Consider the following 13,489-nt stretch of genomic DNA (forward strand, 5'->3'; position numbering starts at 1 on the left):
TTAGCGCGCTCAAAATTTCCCTGAATTGCTCCGGCCAAGCCGAAGTAATCAGGCCGTTTTCTTGTGTTCGCCCCGGACCACGGTCCAGCGCTTCAGCTTCGAGATCGGCTTCGATTCCTCGATCCAGACCATGTCGCCCGGCTTGAACTGGTTGTTCTCGTCGTGCGCGTGATAGTTCTTCGAACGGCGGATCGTCTTCTTGTAGATCGGATGGGTGAAGCGGCGATCGACGCGCACCACAACCGTCTTGGCTTGCTTGTCGCTGACGACCACGCCCTGCAGAGTACGTTTCGGCATAGCTGGCCCCTTACTTCTTCTTCGCGCGCTGCTGGGCAGCGATGGTCTTGATACGGGCGATGTCGCGGCGGGCTTCCCGCATCCGCGAGGTGTTCTCCAGCTGCCCGGTGGCGCGCTGGAAGCGCAGGTTGAAGCGCTCCTTCTTCAGGTTGAGGATCGCGTCGTCCCGCTGGTCGTCGCTCATCGCGCGGATATCTTCGACTTTCATCTCGGCCATGGCGATTACTCCGCAATGCGCGCAACGAAGCGCGTCTTGATCGGCAGCTTGGCGGCGGCGAGCGTCAGCGCTTCCTTCGCGGTCTGCACCGGCACGCCGTCGATCTCGAACATCACGCGGCCCGGCTTGACCCGAACCACCCACAATTCCGGCGAACCCTTGCCGGAGCCCATGCGGACTTCGGCGGGCTTCTTCGACACCGGCACGTCGGGGAACACGCGGATCCAGACGCGGCCGGCGCGCTTCATGTGACGGGTCAGCGCGCGGCGGGCGGCCTCGATCTGACGGGCGGTGACGCGATCAGGCTCCATCGCCTTGAGGCCGAACTGGCCGAACGCCAACGTCGCGCCAGAGGTCGCAACGCCGTGGATACGGCCCTTATGCGCCTTCCGGAACTTCGTTTTCTTAGGTTGCATCATGGCTTTAAGCCCTCAAATTCCTGCTTTGCCTCAAGCGGCGTCGCGGCGCGAACGCGGCGTGTCGCCCTCGGCCATCTTCTTGTCCTGGGCCATCGGATCGTGCTCGAGGATCTCGCCCTTGAAGATCCAGACCTTGACGCCGCAGGTGCCGAAGGTCGTGAACGCGGTGGCAACGCCGTAGTCGACATCGGCGCGCAGCGTATGCAGGGGCACGCGGCCCTCGCGGTACCACTCCATGCGCGCGATTTCGGCGCCGCCGAGACGGCCGGAGCAGTTGATGCGGATGCCTTCGGCGCCGAGGCGCATCGCCGACTGCACGGCGCGCTTCATGGCGCGGCGGAACGCGACGCGGCGCTCGAGCTGCTGGGCGATCGATTCAGCGACCAGGGTCGCGTCGAGCTCCGGCTTGCGGATTTCGACGATGTTGATCACGACATCCGACGAGGTGATGTCGGCGACCTTCTTGCGCAGCTTGTCGATGTCGGCGCCCTTCTTGCCGATCACGACACCCGGACGCGCCGAGTGGATCGTCACGCGGCACTTCTTGTGCGGGCGCTCGATCACGATGCGCGCCACAGCCGCCTGCTTGAGCTCCTTGTGCAGGATCTCGCGGATCTTGACGTCTTCGTGCAACAGCTTGCCGTATTCCTGCTTGCCGGCGAACCAACGGGAATCCCAGGTCCGGTTGATCCCGAGACGCAGCCCGATTGGATTGATCTTTTGACCCATCGTCTTCTCCTGCGCCCTGTTTAAGCGCTTGCCTCGGCCTCGACCTGACGAACCACGATGGTCAGGTGCGAGAACGGTTTGTACACACGGCCCGAACGGCCACGGCCGCGCGGGGCAAAACGCTTCATCACGATGCCGTTGCCGACATGCGCCTCGGCGACGACGAGATCGTCGACATCGAGATCATGATTGTTCTCGGCGTTCGCGATCGCCGATTCCAGGCACTTCTTGACGTCGACCGCGATCCGCTTGCGCGAGAACTGCAGGTCGGCGAGTGCAGCGGACGCCTTGCGGCCGCGGATCAGCTGCGCCACCAGGTTGAGCTTCTGCGGGCTGACGCGCAGCATGCGGGCGACGGCCTTGGCCTCATTGTCCGCGAGGCTACGTTCGCGCTTTGGTTTGCTCATCGCTTAATCCTCAAGCCTTCTTGGCTTTCTTGTCGCCCGAGTGGCCGTGGAAGGTACGGGTCGGCGAGAACTCGCCGAACTTGTGACCCACCATTTCCTCGTTGACCGCCACCGGCACATGCTTCTGGCCGTTGTAGACGCCGAACGTCAGGCCGACGAACTGCGGCAGGATGGTCGAGCGACGGCTCCAGATCTTGATGACGTCGTGACGGCCGGACGCGCGGGCGGCATCTGCCTTCTTGAGCAGAGAACCCTCGACGAACGGGCCTTTCCAGACTGAACGAACCATGTCCGGCGTTCCTTACTTCTTCCGCTTGTGGCGGCTTAGGAGAATGAATTTGTTGGTCGACTTGTTGGTGCGGGTCTTCTTGCCCTTGGTCGGCTTGCCCCACGGGGTGACCGGGTGACGACCGCCCGAGGTACGACCTTCACCACCGCCGTGCGGGTGATCGATCGGGTTCATGACGACGCCGCGGTTGTGCGGGCGCCAGCCGAGCCAGCGGGTACGACCGGCCTTGCCGATCGAGATGTTCATGTGATCGGGATTGGAGACCGCGCCGATCGTGCCGCGGCAACGGCCATGCACGAGACGCTGCTCGCCCGAGTTCAGGCGGATGATCACGTAGTCCTGGTCGCGGCCGACGATCTGGGCGTAGGTGCCGGCGGAGCGCGCCAGCTGGCCGCCCTTGCCGATCTTCAGCTCGATGTTGTGCACGATCGTGCCAACCGGCATGTTGCCGAGCGGCATGACGTTGCCGGGCTTGACGTCGACATAGCTGCCGGCGACCACCGTGTCGCCCGCCGCCAGGCGCTGCGGCGCCAGGATATAGGCCTGCTCGCCGTCAGCATACTTGATCAGCGCGATGAACGCGGTGCGGTTCGGATCATACTCCAGCCGCTCGACGGTCGCGGGCACGTCCACCTTGTCGCGCTTGAAGTCGACGGTGCGGTAGGCCTTCTTGTGGCCGCCGCCGCGGAAGCGCACGGTGATGCGGCCGGTGTTGTTGCGGCCGCCCTTGCCGAGCTTGCCCTCGGTCAGCGCTTTCACCGGCTTGCCCTTGTAGAGCGCCGAACGATCGACCATGACCAGCTGGCGCTGGCCCGGCGTCGTGGGATTGTAGGTTTTCAATGCCATCGTCGTTGCGCCTTATAGTCCGGTAGTCACGTCGATGCGGTGGCCCTCTTCCAGGGTCACGATCGCGCGCTTGGTGTCCGACTGCGAGCCGAGATTGCCGCGGAACACCTTGGTCTTGCCCTTGCGAACGAGGGTGTTGACGCTCTTCACCTTGACGTCGAACAGCTTCTCGACCGCTTCCTTGATCTGCGGCTTGGTCGCCTTGCTCGCGACCTTGAACAGCACCTTGTTGTGCTCGGAGGCGAGCGTCGCCTTTTCCGTCACGACAGGAGCGACGATCACGTCGTAATGGCGCGGGTCGATATTCTTCATTTGAAGCGCGCCTCCAGCGCATCAACCGCAGCCTTGGTCAGCACGAGCTTGTGGCGGCGGAGAATGTCATAGACGTTGATGCCTTGGATCGGCAGCACGTCGATGTTGGGGATGTTGCGGGCCGCAGTCGCGAAACCGGTGTTGAGCTCGGCGCCGTCGATGATCAGCGCGTTGGTGAGCCCGAGGCCGGAGAAGTGACCGATCAGGGCCTTGGTCTTGGCTTCCTTCACCGCCGCAGCGTCGATCACGATCAGCCCGCCGTCCTTGGCCTTGGCCGACAGCGCATGCTTCAGCGCGAGCGCGCGCACCTTCTTCGGCAGGTCGGTCGCGTGCGAACGAACGACCGGACCGAACGCACGGCCACCGCCGCGGAACTGCGGCACGCGGGCCGAGCCGTGACGGGCGCCGCCGGTGCCCTTCTGCTTGTACATCTTCTTGCCGGTGCGCCAGACGTCGGCGCGGCCCTGGGCTTTGTGCGTGCCGGCTTGCCGCTTGTTCAGCTGCCACTGCACGCAGCGCTGAATGATGTCGGCGCGCGGCTCGAGACCGAAGATCGCGTCCGAGAGCTCAACCGATCCGGCGTCCTTGCCTTCAAGGGTCGTGACTTTCAGTTCCATCTCACGCACCCTCCTTCTCGGCCGAAACCTCGGCAGCCTCGCCGCCGGCAACCTTGAACTTGCCGGGCTTCGGGGCATCCTTCGGCAGCGGCTTCTTCACCGCGTCGCGCACCGAGATCCAGCCGCCCTTGGAGCCGGGAACGGCGCCTTCGACGAGGATCAGGCCGCGCTCGACATCGGTCTGCACCACACGCAGGTTGAGCGTGGTGATGCGATCGACGCCCATGTGGCCGGGCATCTTCTTGTTCTTGAACGTCTTGCCGGGGTCCTGACGGCCGCCGGTCGAACCGATCGAGCGGTGCGAGATCGACACGCCGTGCGTGGCGCGCAGACCGCCGAAGTTCCACCGCTTCATACCGCCGGCGAACCCCTTACCGATCGAGGTGCCGGTGACGTCGACAAACTGGCCGACCACGAAATGGTCCGCCTGGATTTCCGCGCCGACCGGGATCAGCGCATCCTCGGACACGCGGAATTCGGCGACCTTGCGCTTGGGCTCGACCTTGGCGACCGCGAACTGGCCGCGTTCGGCCTTGGGCATGTACACGGTCTTGCGGGCGCCCGCGCCGAGCTGAAGGGCGACATAGCCGTTCTTCGCGGTCGTGCGGTGGCCCAGCACCTGGCAGTTGCCCAGCTTCAGCACGGTCACAGGGATATGCTCGCCGGTCTCCGTAAAGACCCGCGTCATCCCGACCTTTTGTGCGATCACTCCGGAGCGCATCGGCGTGCTTCCTGTCTTTCTGTCCGCAACCGCGGACGTAAAAATCCAAAACCTTAGAGCTTGATCTCGACGTCGACACCGGCGGCCAGGTCGAGCTTCATCAGCGCATCGACGGTCTGCGGGGTCGGATCGACAATGTCGAGAAGGCGCTTGTGGGTGCGCATCTCGAATTGCTCGCGGCTCTTCTTGTCAACGTGCGGCGAACGGTTGACGGTGAACTTCTCGATGCGGGTCGGCAGCGGAATGGGTCCGCGAACCTGCGCACCGGTGCGCTTCGCCGTGTTCACGATCTCACGGGTCGACGTATCGAGGATCCGATGGTCGAACGCCTTGAGACGGATGCGAATGTTTTGGCCGTTCATTGCCGTATCTCTTTCTTCGTCGCTCTATTAGCGAATAGCGAGTGGTGAGCAGCGGGTGGGTGAACCCACCCGCTGCCAACTTGACTAGTCCACCCTTACTCGATGATGGCGGCGACGACGCCGGCGCCCACGGTGCGGCCGCCTTCGCGGATCGCGAAGCGCAGCTTTTCCTCCATCGCGATCGGCACGATCAGGTGCACTTCCATCGCGATGTTGTCGCCCGGCATCACCATCTCGGTGCCTTCGGGCAGGTGCACGACGCCGGTCACGTCGGTGGTGCGGAAGTAGAACTGCGGACGGTAGTTCGTGAAGAACGGGGTGTGACGACCGCCCTCTTCCTTGGTGAGGATGTAGGCCTCGGCCTTGAACTTGGTGTGCGGCTTGACCGAACCCGGCTTGCACAGCACCTGGCCACGCTCGACTTCCTCGCGCTTGGTACCGCGGAGCAGCGCACCGATGTTGTCGCCCGCCTGGCCCTGATCGAGCAGCTTGCGGAACATTTCGACGCCGGTGACGATGGTCTTCTGGGTGTCGCGGATACCGACGATTTCGATTTCCTCGCCGACCTTGATCACGCCGCGCTCGACACGGCCGGTGACGACGGTGCCGCGGCCCGAGATCGAGAACACGTCTTCAACCGGCATCAGGAACGGCTGGTCGATCGGACGCTCCGGCTGCGGGATGTATTCGTCGACATTGCGCATCAGCTCGAGGATGGCGTCGTGGCCGAGCGTCTTGTCCTTGTCTTCGAGGGCGGCGAGCGCCGAACCCTTGATGATCGGAATCTTGTCGCCCGGGAATTCGTACTTCGAAAGCAGCTCGCGGACTTCGAGCTCGACGAGCTCGAGCAGCTCCGGATCGTCGACCATGTCGCACTTGTTGAGGAACACGACGAGCGCGGGCACGCCGACCTGGCGGGCGAGCAGGATGTGCTCGCGGGTTTGCGGCATCGGGCCGTCAGCGGCGGACACGACCAGGATCGCACCGTCCATCTGCGCGGCGCCGGTGATCATGTTCTTCACGTAGTCGGCGTGGCCGGGGCAGTCGACGTGGGCATAGTGGCGGTTCTTCGTCTCGTACTCGACGTGAGCGGTCGAGATGGTGATGCCGCGGGCCTTCTCTTCCGGCGCCTTGTCGATCTGGTCGTAGGCGGTGAACGTTGCACCACCGGTTTCTGCGAGCACCTTGGTGATCGCTGCGGTCAGCGAGGTCTTGCCATGGTCGACGTGACCGATGGTTCCGATGTTGCAGTGCGGTTTAGTGCGTTCAAATTTTGCTTTGGCCATTTGACTCTCCGTTCAATCGTTAGTTGCCAACCAACGATAATCAGGCAAACTTCTTCTGGACTTCAGCCGACACGTTCGCCGGTGCTTCGGCGTAGTGATCGAACTGCATGGTGAAGGTCGCGCGGCCCTGGCTCATCGAGCGCAGGTTGTTCACGTAACCGAACATGTTCATGAGCGGTACCATCGCGTTGATCACGTTGGCATTGCCGCGCATGTCTTGGCCCTGGATCTGACCGCGCCGCGAGTTCAGGTCGCCGATGACCGAACCGGTGTAGTCTTCCGGGGTCACCACCTCGACCTTCATGATCGGCTCGAGCAGAACGGACTTGCCCATCTGCAGCGCCTCGCGGAAGCAGGCGCGCGTGGCGATTTCGAAGGCCAGCGCCGACGAGTCGACGTCGTGGAACTTGCCGTCGATCAACTGCACCTTGACGTCGACCACCGGGAAACCGGCGACCACGCCCGAGGACAGCACGCTCTCGAGACCCTTTTCGACGCCGGGGATGTATTCCTTCGGCACCGCGCCGCCGACGATCTTGGACTCGAATTCGTAGCCCTTACCCGGCTCGTTCGGCTCGACGATGATCGTCACCGCCGCGAACTGGCCGGTACCGCCGGTCTGCTTCTTGTGGGTATAGCTGTGCTCGACCCGCTTGGTGACACGCTCGCGGAACGCCACCTGCGGCGCGCCGATGTTGGCGTCGACCTTGTAGGTACGCTTGAGGATGTCGACCTTGATGTCGAGATGGAGTTCGCCCATGCCCTTGAGGATGGTCTGGCCGGACTCGTGATCGGTCGTCACGCGGAAGGACGGATCCTCCGCGGCGAGCTTGGCCAGCGCCACGCCCAGCTTTTCCTGGTCGGCCTTCGACTTCGGCTCGATCGCGATCTCGATCACCGGCTCCGGGAATTCCATCTTCTCGAGGATCACCTGATGGGTCGGATCGCACAGCGTGTCACCGGTGCGCGCTTCCTTCAGACCGGCCAGCGCGACGATGTCGCCGGCATAGGCTTCCTTGATGTCTTCGCGGTTGTTCGCATGCATCAACAGCATGCGGCCGATACGTTCCTTCTTCTCGCGGGTCGAGTTCACCACGCCGGTGCCCGACTGCAGGATGCCGGAATAGATGCGGCAGAAGGTGATGGTGCCGACGAACGGGTCGTCCATGATCTTGAACGCGAGCAGCGCCAAGGGCTCCTTGTCGTCCGCCTTGCGCACGACCTCGTTGCCCCTGTCGTCGGTGCCCTTGATCGCGGGCACGTCGAGCGGCGACGGCAGATAATCGACGACGGCGTCGAGCAGCGGCTGCACGCCCTTGTTCTTGAACGCGGAGCCGCACAGCACGGGATAGAAGGCGCCGGTCAGCACCGCCTTGCGGATCAGGCGCTTTAGCGTCGCCTCGTCCGGCTCCTTGCCGTCGAGATAGGCGGCCATGGCATCGTCGTCGAGCTCGACGGCGGCTTCCACCATCTTCTCGCGGTATTCCTTGGCCTGGTCGACGAGATCGGCCGGGATGTCGACATAGTCGAACTTGGCGCCGAGCGATTCATCGTTCCAGATGATGCCCTGCATCTTCACGAGGTCGACGAGACCCTTGAAGTTGTTCTCGGCACCGATCGGCAGCTGGATCGCGATCGGCTTGGCGCCGAGGCGGTCGACGATGTCGGACAGGCATTTGAAGAAGTCGGCGCCGGTCTTGTCCATCTTGTTGGCGAAAACGATGCGCGGCACCTTGTACTTGTCGCCCTGGCGCCAGACGGTCTCGGTCTGCGGCTCGACGCCCTGGTTGGAGTCGAGCACGCACACGGCGCCGTCGAGCACACGCAGCGAACGCTCGACCTCAATGGTGAAGTCGACGTGGCCGGGGGTGTCGATGATGTTCAGGCGCTTGCCGGCCCAGAACGCCGTGGTCGCAGCCGAGGTGATCGTGATGCCACGCTCCTGCTCCTGCTCCATCCAGTCCATCGTCGCGGCACCTTCGTGCACTTCGCCGATCTTGTGGCTCTTGCCGGTGTAATAGAGGATGCGCTCGGTGGTCGTGGTCTTGCCGGCGTCGATATGCGCCATGATACCGAAGTTGCGGTAGTCCTCGATGGCATGTTGGCGGGGCATGAGACTGTTCCTTAGATTCCGTTGTTCGCCTTACCAGCGATAGTGCGAGAAGGCGCGGTTGGCTTCCGCCATCCGGTGCACGTCTTCGCGCTTCTTGACGGCGTTCCCGCGGTTGTTCGACGCATCAAGCAGCTCCGCCGAGAGCCGCTCGGTCATGGTCTTCTCGTTACGCTCGCGCGCGGCGGCGATCAGCCAGCGGATACCGAGCGCCTGGCGGCGCACCGAACGCACCTCAACCGGCACCTGGTAGGTCGCGCCGCCGACGCGGCGGGAGCGAACCTCGATGGTCGGCATCACGTTCTCAAGCGCCTGCTCGAACACGCCGAGCGGGTTCTGCTTGGTCTTGGCCTCGATCATGCCGAGCGCACCGTAGACGATGCCTTCGGCGACCGACTTCTTCCCGGCATACATCACCGAGTTCATGAACTTCGTAATGATGATGTTCCCGAACTTCGGATCGGGAAGAACTTCACGCTTCTCAGCAGAATGGCGACGCGACATCTGATCGGTTCCCGCTTACTTCGGACGCTTCGCGCCGTACTTCGAACGACGCTGCTTACGGTTCTTGACGCCCTGGGTATCCAGCACGCCGCGGAGGATGTGATAGCGGACGCCGGGCAAGTCCTTGACGCGGCCGCCGCGGATCATGACCACCGAGTGTTCCTGCAGGTTGTGGCCCTCACCCGGGATGTAGCCGATCACCTCGAAGCCGTTGGTCAGGCGCACCTTGGCGACCTTACGAAGCGCCGAGTTCGGCTTCTTCGGGGTCGTGGTATAGACGCGCGTGCACACGCCGCGCTTCTGCGGCGACTGCTGCAGCGCCGGCACCTTCTTGCGCGACTTCTGCACTTCACGTGGATTTGCGATCAGCTGGTTGATCGTCGGCATGTAGCCTTCACCCTTTAGTTCGCGCGAAGCCTTGAATGACTTCGCCAATTCTTCTCGGGATCAGCCGTCCCGTACGGCCCGTTCGACGCGGGAACAAACACCCGCGCAAAACGAAATCGCGCCAACCACTCATCGCTGAGCGGAAAGCGCTTCGACGCCACAGAGGACCGCGATTCCCGGACCGATCAGCGTTCGCTGTTCAGCCCGCCACCGAGGTCATGCATCCGAATTCACTCTCAAGAGGACGTGCTCAAGAGAACTAATATCGTCCTGGCATTGCCTAGCTATAGTCGACAGCGTTTGAGCGGCATTCGTCGAGGTTGGTGCCCGATCCGGTCGCAAAAGACTGAATGGGTGTTCCGTTCCGACGCTGGCGTAGCTCACCGCCTGTCGTTAAGTGGGCGCGTTGTATAAGCGAGAAATAGTGAAGTCAAGCAAAACGACAGGCAAAGAAACGCCTCTGGCGCCTGCGGATTTCGCATTTCCCCCGCGCTCGACGCGCCGACAATTGTGACGCTCGCCCCGTCCCCAGACACCGGCCCTCGCGCGCCAAGAGGGCATATTACACCCGGGTGAAATAAACTCAGAAACAACTCTCCTCGCCTTCGACTTCAAGGCTGCCTCCGAAACTAAGCCTTTATTTGCCATTCGCAGCGCAAAAAGGGCGTTCGGAGGCCTGGAACCCCCATGCAGTACACCGACATCGCAATCATCGGCGGAGGCCTTGCCGGCTCGACGGCGGCCGCCATGCTCGGCCGCGCCGGTATTCCGAGCCTCCTGATCGACCCTCACCAGGTCTATCCGTTCGATTTCCGCGTCGAAAAGCTCGGAGGCGACGCCCAGCTCGAGCGATTCGAGAAGACGGGGATCGCCGAATCCGTGCTGCGCTCGGCCACCCATGACGGCGAGAACTGGATCGCCCGATTCGGCCATCTCCTGGACAAGACGCCGAGCCGGCAATTCGGCATCATGTACGACGCGCTGGTCAGCGCGATTCGTGCCGAGATCGTCCCGCCGGCGGAATTCATCTGCGCCAAGGTCACCAAGGTCGCGACCAGTGCCGAGCGGCAGACGCTTGTGCTCTCCAGGGGCGAGACGGTCTCGGCGCGGCTCATCGTCCTCGCCAACGGATTGAATGTCGGGCTGCGACGGATGCTCGGCATCGAGCGCCAGCTCGTCAGCGCCTGCCATTCGATCTCGATCGGCTTCGATCTCGTCCCGGTCGGCCGGGCGGCCTTTCCGTTTCCGGCGATGACCTACTTCTCGGAGCGGCCGAGCGACCGCATCCCCTACCTGACGCTGTTTCCCGTCGAGCAGCGGATGCGCGCCAACCTCTTCACCTATCGTCAGGCCGACGACCCCTGGCTGCGGGCGATGCGGCGCGAACCGGTCAAGACGCTGAACGCCGCGTTGCCGCGGCTGCACCGGATCACCGGCGACTTCGACATTGCCGGCGACATCAGGATCAGGCCCGCCGACCTTCATGTCAGCACCGGCTATCAACAGGCCGGCATCGTGCTGGTCGGCGATGCCTTCGCGACCACCTGCCCCGTCAGCGGCACCGGCTCCGACAAGGTGTTCGCCGACGTCGCCCAGCTCTGCAACGTTCACATCCCGGCCTGGCTTGCGACCGATGGCATGGGCGCGGACAAGATCGCGACGTTCTACGACGACCCGGTCAAGAAGGCGTGCGACGCCTGGTCAAACGCCAAGGCGTTCAATTTCCGCTCGGTATCGATCGACACCGGGCTCTATTGGAAGGCCCAGCGCTGGGCGCGCTTTCTCGCCTATTATGGCGGGGGCCTGCGGCGACGGCTGCGCAAGGCAATCAGCTCGGACGCAAAGGTCCGCGCTCATTCCTCGTCGTCGTCATCGTCATCATTGTCGTCGTCGGCCTGATCGTCCCCGCCATGCAGCGCGTGGCTTTGGTCGTCCCATAGCCTGCGGTAGACGCCGTTCTTCGCGAGCAGTTCGGCGTGCGAGCCGCGCTCGATCGCCTTGCCGCCGGAGATCACGATGATCTCGTCCATCTCGACCACCGAGGTGAGCCGGTGCGTCGACCAGATCATGGTGCGGCCCTCGGCGACCTTGAGCAGCGTGCGGTTGATCGCGGCTTCCGTGGTCTGGTCGAGCGCCGACGTCGCTTCGTCCAGCAGCAGCACCGACGGATTGCGGATGATCGCGCGCGCAATCGCGATGCGCTGGCGCTGGCCGCCCGACAGCGTGTCGCCGCGCTCGCCGACCGGCGTGTCGTATTTCTGCGGCAGGCTCATGATGTAGCGGTGGATCTCCGCCTTCTTGGCGGCGTCCACGACCTCGTCGTCCGTCGCGCCCTCCTTGCCGAGCCGGATGTTCTCGCGGATCGACATGTTGAACAGCATGTTCTCCTGGAACACCACCGCCATGCTCCGCCGCAGCGATTCGCGCGTCACGCGACGGATGTCGACGCCGTCGATGGTGACGCGGCCCTCGTCCGGCACGTAGAGCCTGAGGATCAGGTTGAGCAGCGTGCTCTTGCCCGAGCCGCTGGGGCCGACGATCGCGACGCTCTTGCCGGCGTTGAGCTTGAGGCTGAGATTGTCCAGCACCGGCGTCAGCGCGCCCTCATACTGGAAGGTGACGCGCTCGAAGGCGATATCGTTGGTGATGCGCGGCAGATCGGGCGCGCCGGGACGGTCGGCGCCGCGGGTCGGTTCGTCGAGCAGCTCCTGGATATGGCGCACGGCGGCCGCCGCCTGGATCGACACAGGGATGAAGTGCATCACATGGGCGATGTTGTAGGACACCTCCCAGAATGCACTCTCGAAGGTGACGAAGGTGCCGATCGTGATCTGGCCCTTGGTCGCGAGATAGGCGCCGATCGCGAGCACGACGAGGTGCAGCAGCAGCACCGCGATGGTGACCGTGCGCTCCACCATGGTCGACAGGAAGTTGGCGGAGGCCGTCTTCGTCCTGACGTCGAAATTGCGCATGCTGAACCAGCCGAGCGCGCGGCGCTGCAGGTTGAACGCCTTCACCACCGCTTGCGCGGCGACGTTCTCCTGCACGGTCGCCAGCAAGGCCGATTCGTTGAGCTTCTGTTCGTAATTGGCCTGCACCGCCTTCGGCGTCAGGATGCGCGGACCGATCAGCGTGATCGGAAACACCAGCAGCGCGACCACCGCAAGCTGCCAGTTCAAGAAGATCAACAGGATGATGCCGGCGATCAATTCCAGGAACGGCAGCGCCGCGCTGTTGGCGAAGCTCTTGATCGCGCCCTCGAACGCCGAGAGGTCGATCGAGAAGCGCGACAGGATCTCGCCGCGTTTGGTGCGCGCGAAATAGGCCGACGGCAGGTTCTGGACATGGTCGAACAGCCGGGTCCGCACGTCGGCCACGATGCCGGCGGCAAGCCGCGCATCCCAACGCTCGTACCAGACCGCGATGATCGAGGTGACGATGCCGGCGACCGCGAGCACGCCGAGGATCTTGTAGAGGGCCTGAAAATCCTCCTCGCCGAGCGCGTCGTCGATCAGGAACTTGAGGCTGAGCGGCATGATGACGTTGAACAACGTCTCGACCATCACGCCGAAGGCGACGAAGGCGAACAACCGCTTGTAGTTGGCCAGGATCGGCTTGACGAAGGCAAAGATCGTGGACAGCGCGCCGGCGGCCTCCTTGGCGGTGAAGACGACGAGATCCTCGTCATCATCATCGTCGTCGAGCTCAAGCTCGTCGCCGTCTTCGTCCTCTTCCTCGTCGTCATCATCGGGCGCGGCGGACGCCTTCGCCGACGGCACCGACGCGACCGAATCAGCCGCCGGCGCGAGCTTCTTCTTCAGCTCGGGATCGTCGCTATCGGTCAGATTCGGATCGTCAGATGCTGGAGGCTTGGGCGCCATGAAACCAACCGATGCTCCACGGCCGGCATGACCGCAAATCGAAAACGTAGCGAAAAACGCTACGACGCCGATCCTATGCGATCAGGATGAATTCGGCAAAGCAAA

17 protein-coding genes are annotated in these 13,489 nt (G+C 63.5%); 1 reads left to right on the top strand and 16 read right to left on the bottom strand.

The window, feature by feature from the left end; genetic code table 11:
• Window positions 1–48 precede the first annotated feature (48 nt).
• From rpsQ to rpsL, 15 genes are all read right to left on the bottom strand, one after another.
• The gene (gene rpsQ / locus ACFFWD_RS09370; protein WP_066499426.1) at window positions 49–297 is read right to left on the bottom strand and encodes a 30S ribosomal protein S17; all 249 of its coding nucleotides are present in this window, start codon (window positions 295–297) and stop codon (window positions 49–51) included.
• 10 nt (window positions 298–307) lie between these two features.
• A complete protein-coding gene (gene rpmC, locus ACFFWD_RS09375) occupies window positions 308–514 on the bottom strand; it encodes a 50S ribosomal protein L29 (RefSeq protein WP_376964057.1) in 207 nt (68 codons plus the stop codon).
• A gap of 5 nt (window positions 515–519) precedes the next feature.
• Window positions 520–933, bottom strand: a complete 414-nt coding sequence (gene rplP / locus ACFFWD_RS09380; RefSeq protein WP_376964060.1) for a 50S ribosomal protein L16 — start codon at window positions 931–933, stop codon at window positions 520–522.
• A 30-nt stretch (window positions 934–963) separates the two neighbouring features.
• Window positions 964–1,662 carry a 30S ribosomal protein S3 gene (gene rpsC, locus ACFFWD_RS09385; protein WP_212397861.1) on the bottom strand — a complete coding sequence of 233 codons (699 nt, stop codon included), beginning with the start codon at window positions 1,660–1,662 and terminating at the stop codon, window positions 964–966.
• Between the two features lie 20 nt (window positions 1,663–1,682).
• Window positions 1,683–2,069, bottom strand: coding sequence for a 50S ribosomal protein L22 (gene rplV, locus ACFFWD_RS09390; protein ID WP_376964063.1), 387 nt, complete (start codon window positions 2,067–2,069; stop codon window positions 1,683–1,685).
• Between the two features lie 10 nt (window positions 2,070–2,079).
• Window positions 2,080–2,358 carry a 30S ribosomal protein S19 gene (rpsS, locus tag ACFFWD_RS09395; RefSeq protein ID WP_008136357.1) on the bottom strand — a complete coding sequence of 93 codons (279 nt, stop codon included), beginning with the start codon at window positions 2,356–2,358 and terminating at the stop codon, window positions 2,080–2,082.
• A 12-nt stretch (window positions 2,359–2,370) separates the two neighbouring features.
• The gene (gene rplB / locus ACFFWD_RS09400) at window positions 2,371–3,204 is read right to left on the bottom strand and encodes a 50S ribosomal protein L2 (protein ID WP_376964077.1); all 834 of its coding nucleotides are present in this window, start codon (window positions 3,202–3,204) and stop codon (window positions 2,371–2,373) included.
• Window positions 3,205–3,216: 12 nt separating this feature from the next.
• A complete protein-coding gene (locus tag ACFFWD_RS09405) occupies window positions 3,217–3,516 on the bottom strand; it encodes a 50S ribosomal protein L23 (protein WP_376964080.1) in 300 nt (99 codons plus the stop codon).
• A complete protein-coding gene (gene rplD / locus ACFFWD_RS09410) occupies window positions 3,513–4,133 on the bottom strand; it encodes a 50S ribosomal protein L4 (RefSeq protein WP_376964083.1) in 621 nt (206 codons plus the stop codon). Before rplD ends, ACFFWD_RS09405 begins: the two co-directional genes overlap by 4 nt.
• Before the next feature lies 1 nt (window position 4,134).
• Window positions 4,135–4,854, bottom strand: coding sequence for a 50S ribosomal protein L3 (gene rplC / locus ACFFWD_RS09415; protein WP_376964086.1), 720 nt, complete (start codon window positions 4,852–4,854; stop codon window positions 4,135–4,137).
• 53 nt (window positions 4,855–4,907) lie between these two features.
• Window positions 4,908–5,216: a 30S ribosomal protein S10 gene (rpsJ, locus tag ACFFWD_RS09420; RefSeq protein WP_002712302.1), complete on the bottom strand. Its 309-nt coding sequence runs from the start codon at window positions 5,214–5,216 to the stop codon at window positions 4,908–4,910.
• 95 nt (window positions 5,217–5,311) lie between these two features.
• Complete coding sequence (gene tuf, locus ACFFWD_RS09425) at window positions 5,312–6,502, bottom strand: elongation factor Tu (protein ID WP_376964096.1); 1,191 nt, start codon at window positions 6,500–6,502, stop codon at window positions 5,312–5,314.
• 40 nt (window positions 6,503–6,542) lie between these two features.
• Window positions 6,543–8,615 (bottom strand): elongation factor G, encoded by a 2,073-nt coding sequence (gene fusA / locus ACFFWD_RS09430; protein ID WP_376964099.1) that lies wholly within the window; start codon window positions 8,613–8,615, stop codon window positions 6,543–6,545.
• A 30-nt stretch (window positions 8,616–8,645) separates the two neighbouring features.
• Complete coding sequence (gene rpsG, locus ACFFWD_RS09435; protein ID WP_376964102.1) at window positions 8,646–9,116, bottom strand: 30S ribosomal protein S7; 471 nt, start codon at window positions 9,114–9,116, stop codon at window positions 8,646–8,648.
• Window positions 9,117–9,131: 15 nt separating this feature from the next.
• Complete coding sequence (gene rpsL, locus ACFFWD_RS09440; protein WP_006611834.1) at window positions 9,132–9,503, bottom strand: 30S ribosomal protein S12; 372 nt, start codon at window positions 9,501–9,503, stop codon at window positions 9,132–9,134.
• 687 nt (window positions 9,504–10,190) lie between these two features.
• Between rpsL and ACFFWD_RS09445 the strand changes: the two genes are divergently transcribed.
• Entirely contained in the window at window positions 10,191–11,402 is a 1,212-nt protein-coding gene (locus ACFFWD_RS09445; RefSeq protein WP_376964105.1) for an FAD-dependent monooxygenase, read from the top strand.
• On the opposite strand, the gene ACFFWD_RS09450 is transcribed toward ACFFWD_RS09445, so the two are convergent.
• The gene (locus tag ACFFWD_RS09450; protein ID WP_376964108.1) at window positions 11,357–13,384 is read right to left on the bottom strand and encodes an ABC transporter ATP-binding protein; all 2,028 of its coding nucleotides are present in this window, start codon (window positions 13,382–13,384) and stop codon (window positions 11,357–11,359) included. The two genes, ACFFWD_RS09445 and ACFFWD_RS09450, sit on opposite strands and share 46 nt — an antisense overlap.
• Between the last annotated feature and the right edge of the window lie 105 nt (window positions 13,385–13,489).

The sequence above is a fragment of the Bradyrhizobium erythrophlei genome (assembly GCF_042430365.1).
Classification (GTDB): domain Bacteria; phylum Pseudomonadota; class Alphaproteobacteria; order Rhizobiales; family Xanthobacteraceae; genus Bradyrhizobium; species Bradyrhizobium erythrophlei.

What these genes read in the sequence shown, in the direction of transcription:
- rpsC (WP_212397861.1), bottom strand. Translation starts at nt 1,662, where the DNA reads ATGGGTCAAAAGATCAATCCAATCGGGCTGCGTCTCGGGATCAACCGG.
- rpsS (WP_008136357.1), bottom strand. Translation starts at nt 2,358, where the DNA reads ATGGTTCGTTCAGTCTGGAAAGGCCCGTTCGTCGAGGGTTCTCTGCTC.
- ACFFWD_RS09405 (WP_376964080.1), bottom strand. Translation starts at nt 3,516, where the DNA reads ATGAAGAATATCGACCCGCGCCATTACGACGTGATCGTCGCTCCTGTC.
- rpsQ (WP_066499426.1), bottom strand. Translation starts at nt 297, where the DNA reads ATGCCGAAACGTACTCTGCAGGGCGTGGTCGTCAGCGACAAGCAAGCC.
- rplV (WP_376964063.1), bottom strand. Translation starts at nt 2,069, where the DNA reads ATGAGCAAACCAAAGCGCGAACGTAGCCTCGCGGACAATGAGGCCAAG.
- fusA (WP_376964099.1), bottom strand. Translation starts at nt 8,615, where the DNA reads ATGCCCCGCCAACATGCCATCGAGGACTACCGCAACTTCGGTATCATG.
- rpmC (WP_376964057.1), bottom strand. Translation starts at nt 514, where the DNA reads ATGGCCGAGATGAAAGTCGAAGATATCCGCGCGATGAGCGACGACCAG.
- tuf (WP_376964096.1), bottom strand. Translation starts at nt 6,502, where the DNA reads ATGGCCAAAGCAAAATTTGAACGCACTAAACCGCACTGCAACATCGGA.
- ACFFWD_RS09445 (WP_376964105.1), top strand. Translation starts at nt 10,191, where the DNA reads ATGCAGTACACCGACATCGCAATCATCGGCGGAGGCCTTGCCGGCTCG.
- rpsG (WP_376964102.1), bottom strand. Translation starts at nt 9,116, where the DNA reads ATGTCGCGTCGCCATTCTGCTGAGAAGCGTGAAGTTCTTCCCGATCCG.
- rpsJ (WP_002712302.1), bottom strand. Translation starts at nt 5,216, where the DNA reads ATGAACGGCCAAAACATTCGCATCCGTCTCAAGGCGTTCGACCATCGG.
- rplD (WP_376964083.1), bottom strand. Translation starts at nt 4,133, where the DNA reads ATGGAACTGAAAGTCACGACCCTTGAAGGCAAGGACGCCGGATCGGTT.
- rplB (WP_376964077.1), bottom strand. Translation starts at nt 3,204, where the DNA reads ATGGCATTGAAAACCTACAATCCCACGACGCCGGGCCAGCGCCAGCTG.
- ACFFWD_RS09450 (WP_376964108.1), bottom strand. Translation starts at nt 13,384, where the DNA reads ATGGCGCCCAAGCCTCCAGCATCTGACGATCCGAATCTGACCGATAGC.
- rpsL (WP_006611834.1), bottom strand. Translation starts at nt 9,503, where the DNA reads ATGCCGACGATCAACCAGCTGATCGCAAATCCACGTGAAGTGCAGAAG.
- rplC (WP_376964086.1), bottom strand. Translation starts at nt 4,854, where the DNA reads ATGCGCTCCGGAGTGATCGCACAAAAGGTCGGGATGACGCGGGTCTTT.
- rplP (WP_376964060.1), bottom strand. Translation starts at nt 933, where the DNA reads ATGATGCAACCTAAGAAAACGAAGTTCCGGAAGGCGCATAAGGGCCGT.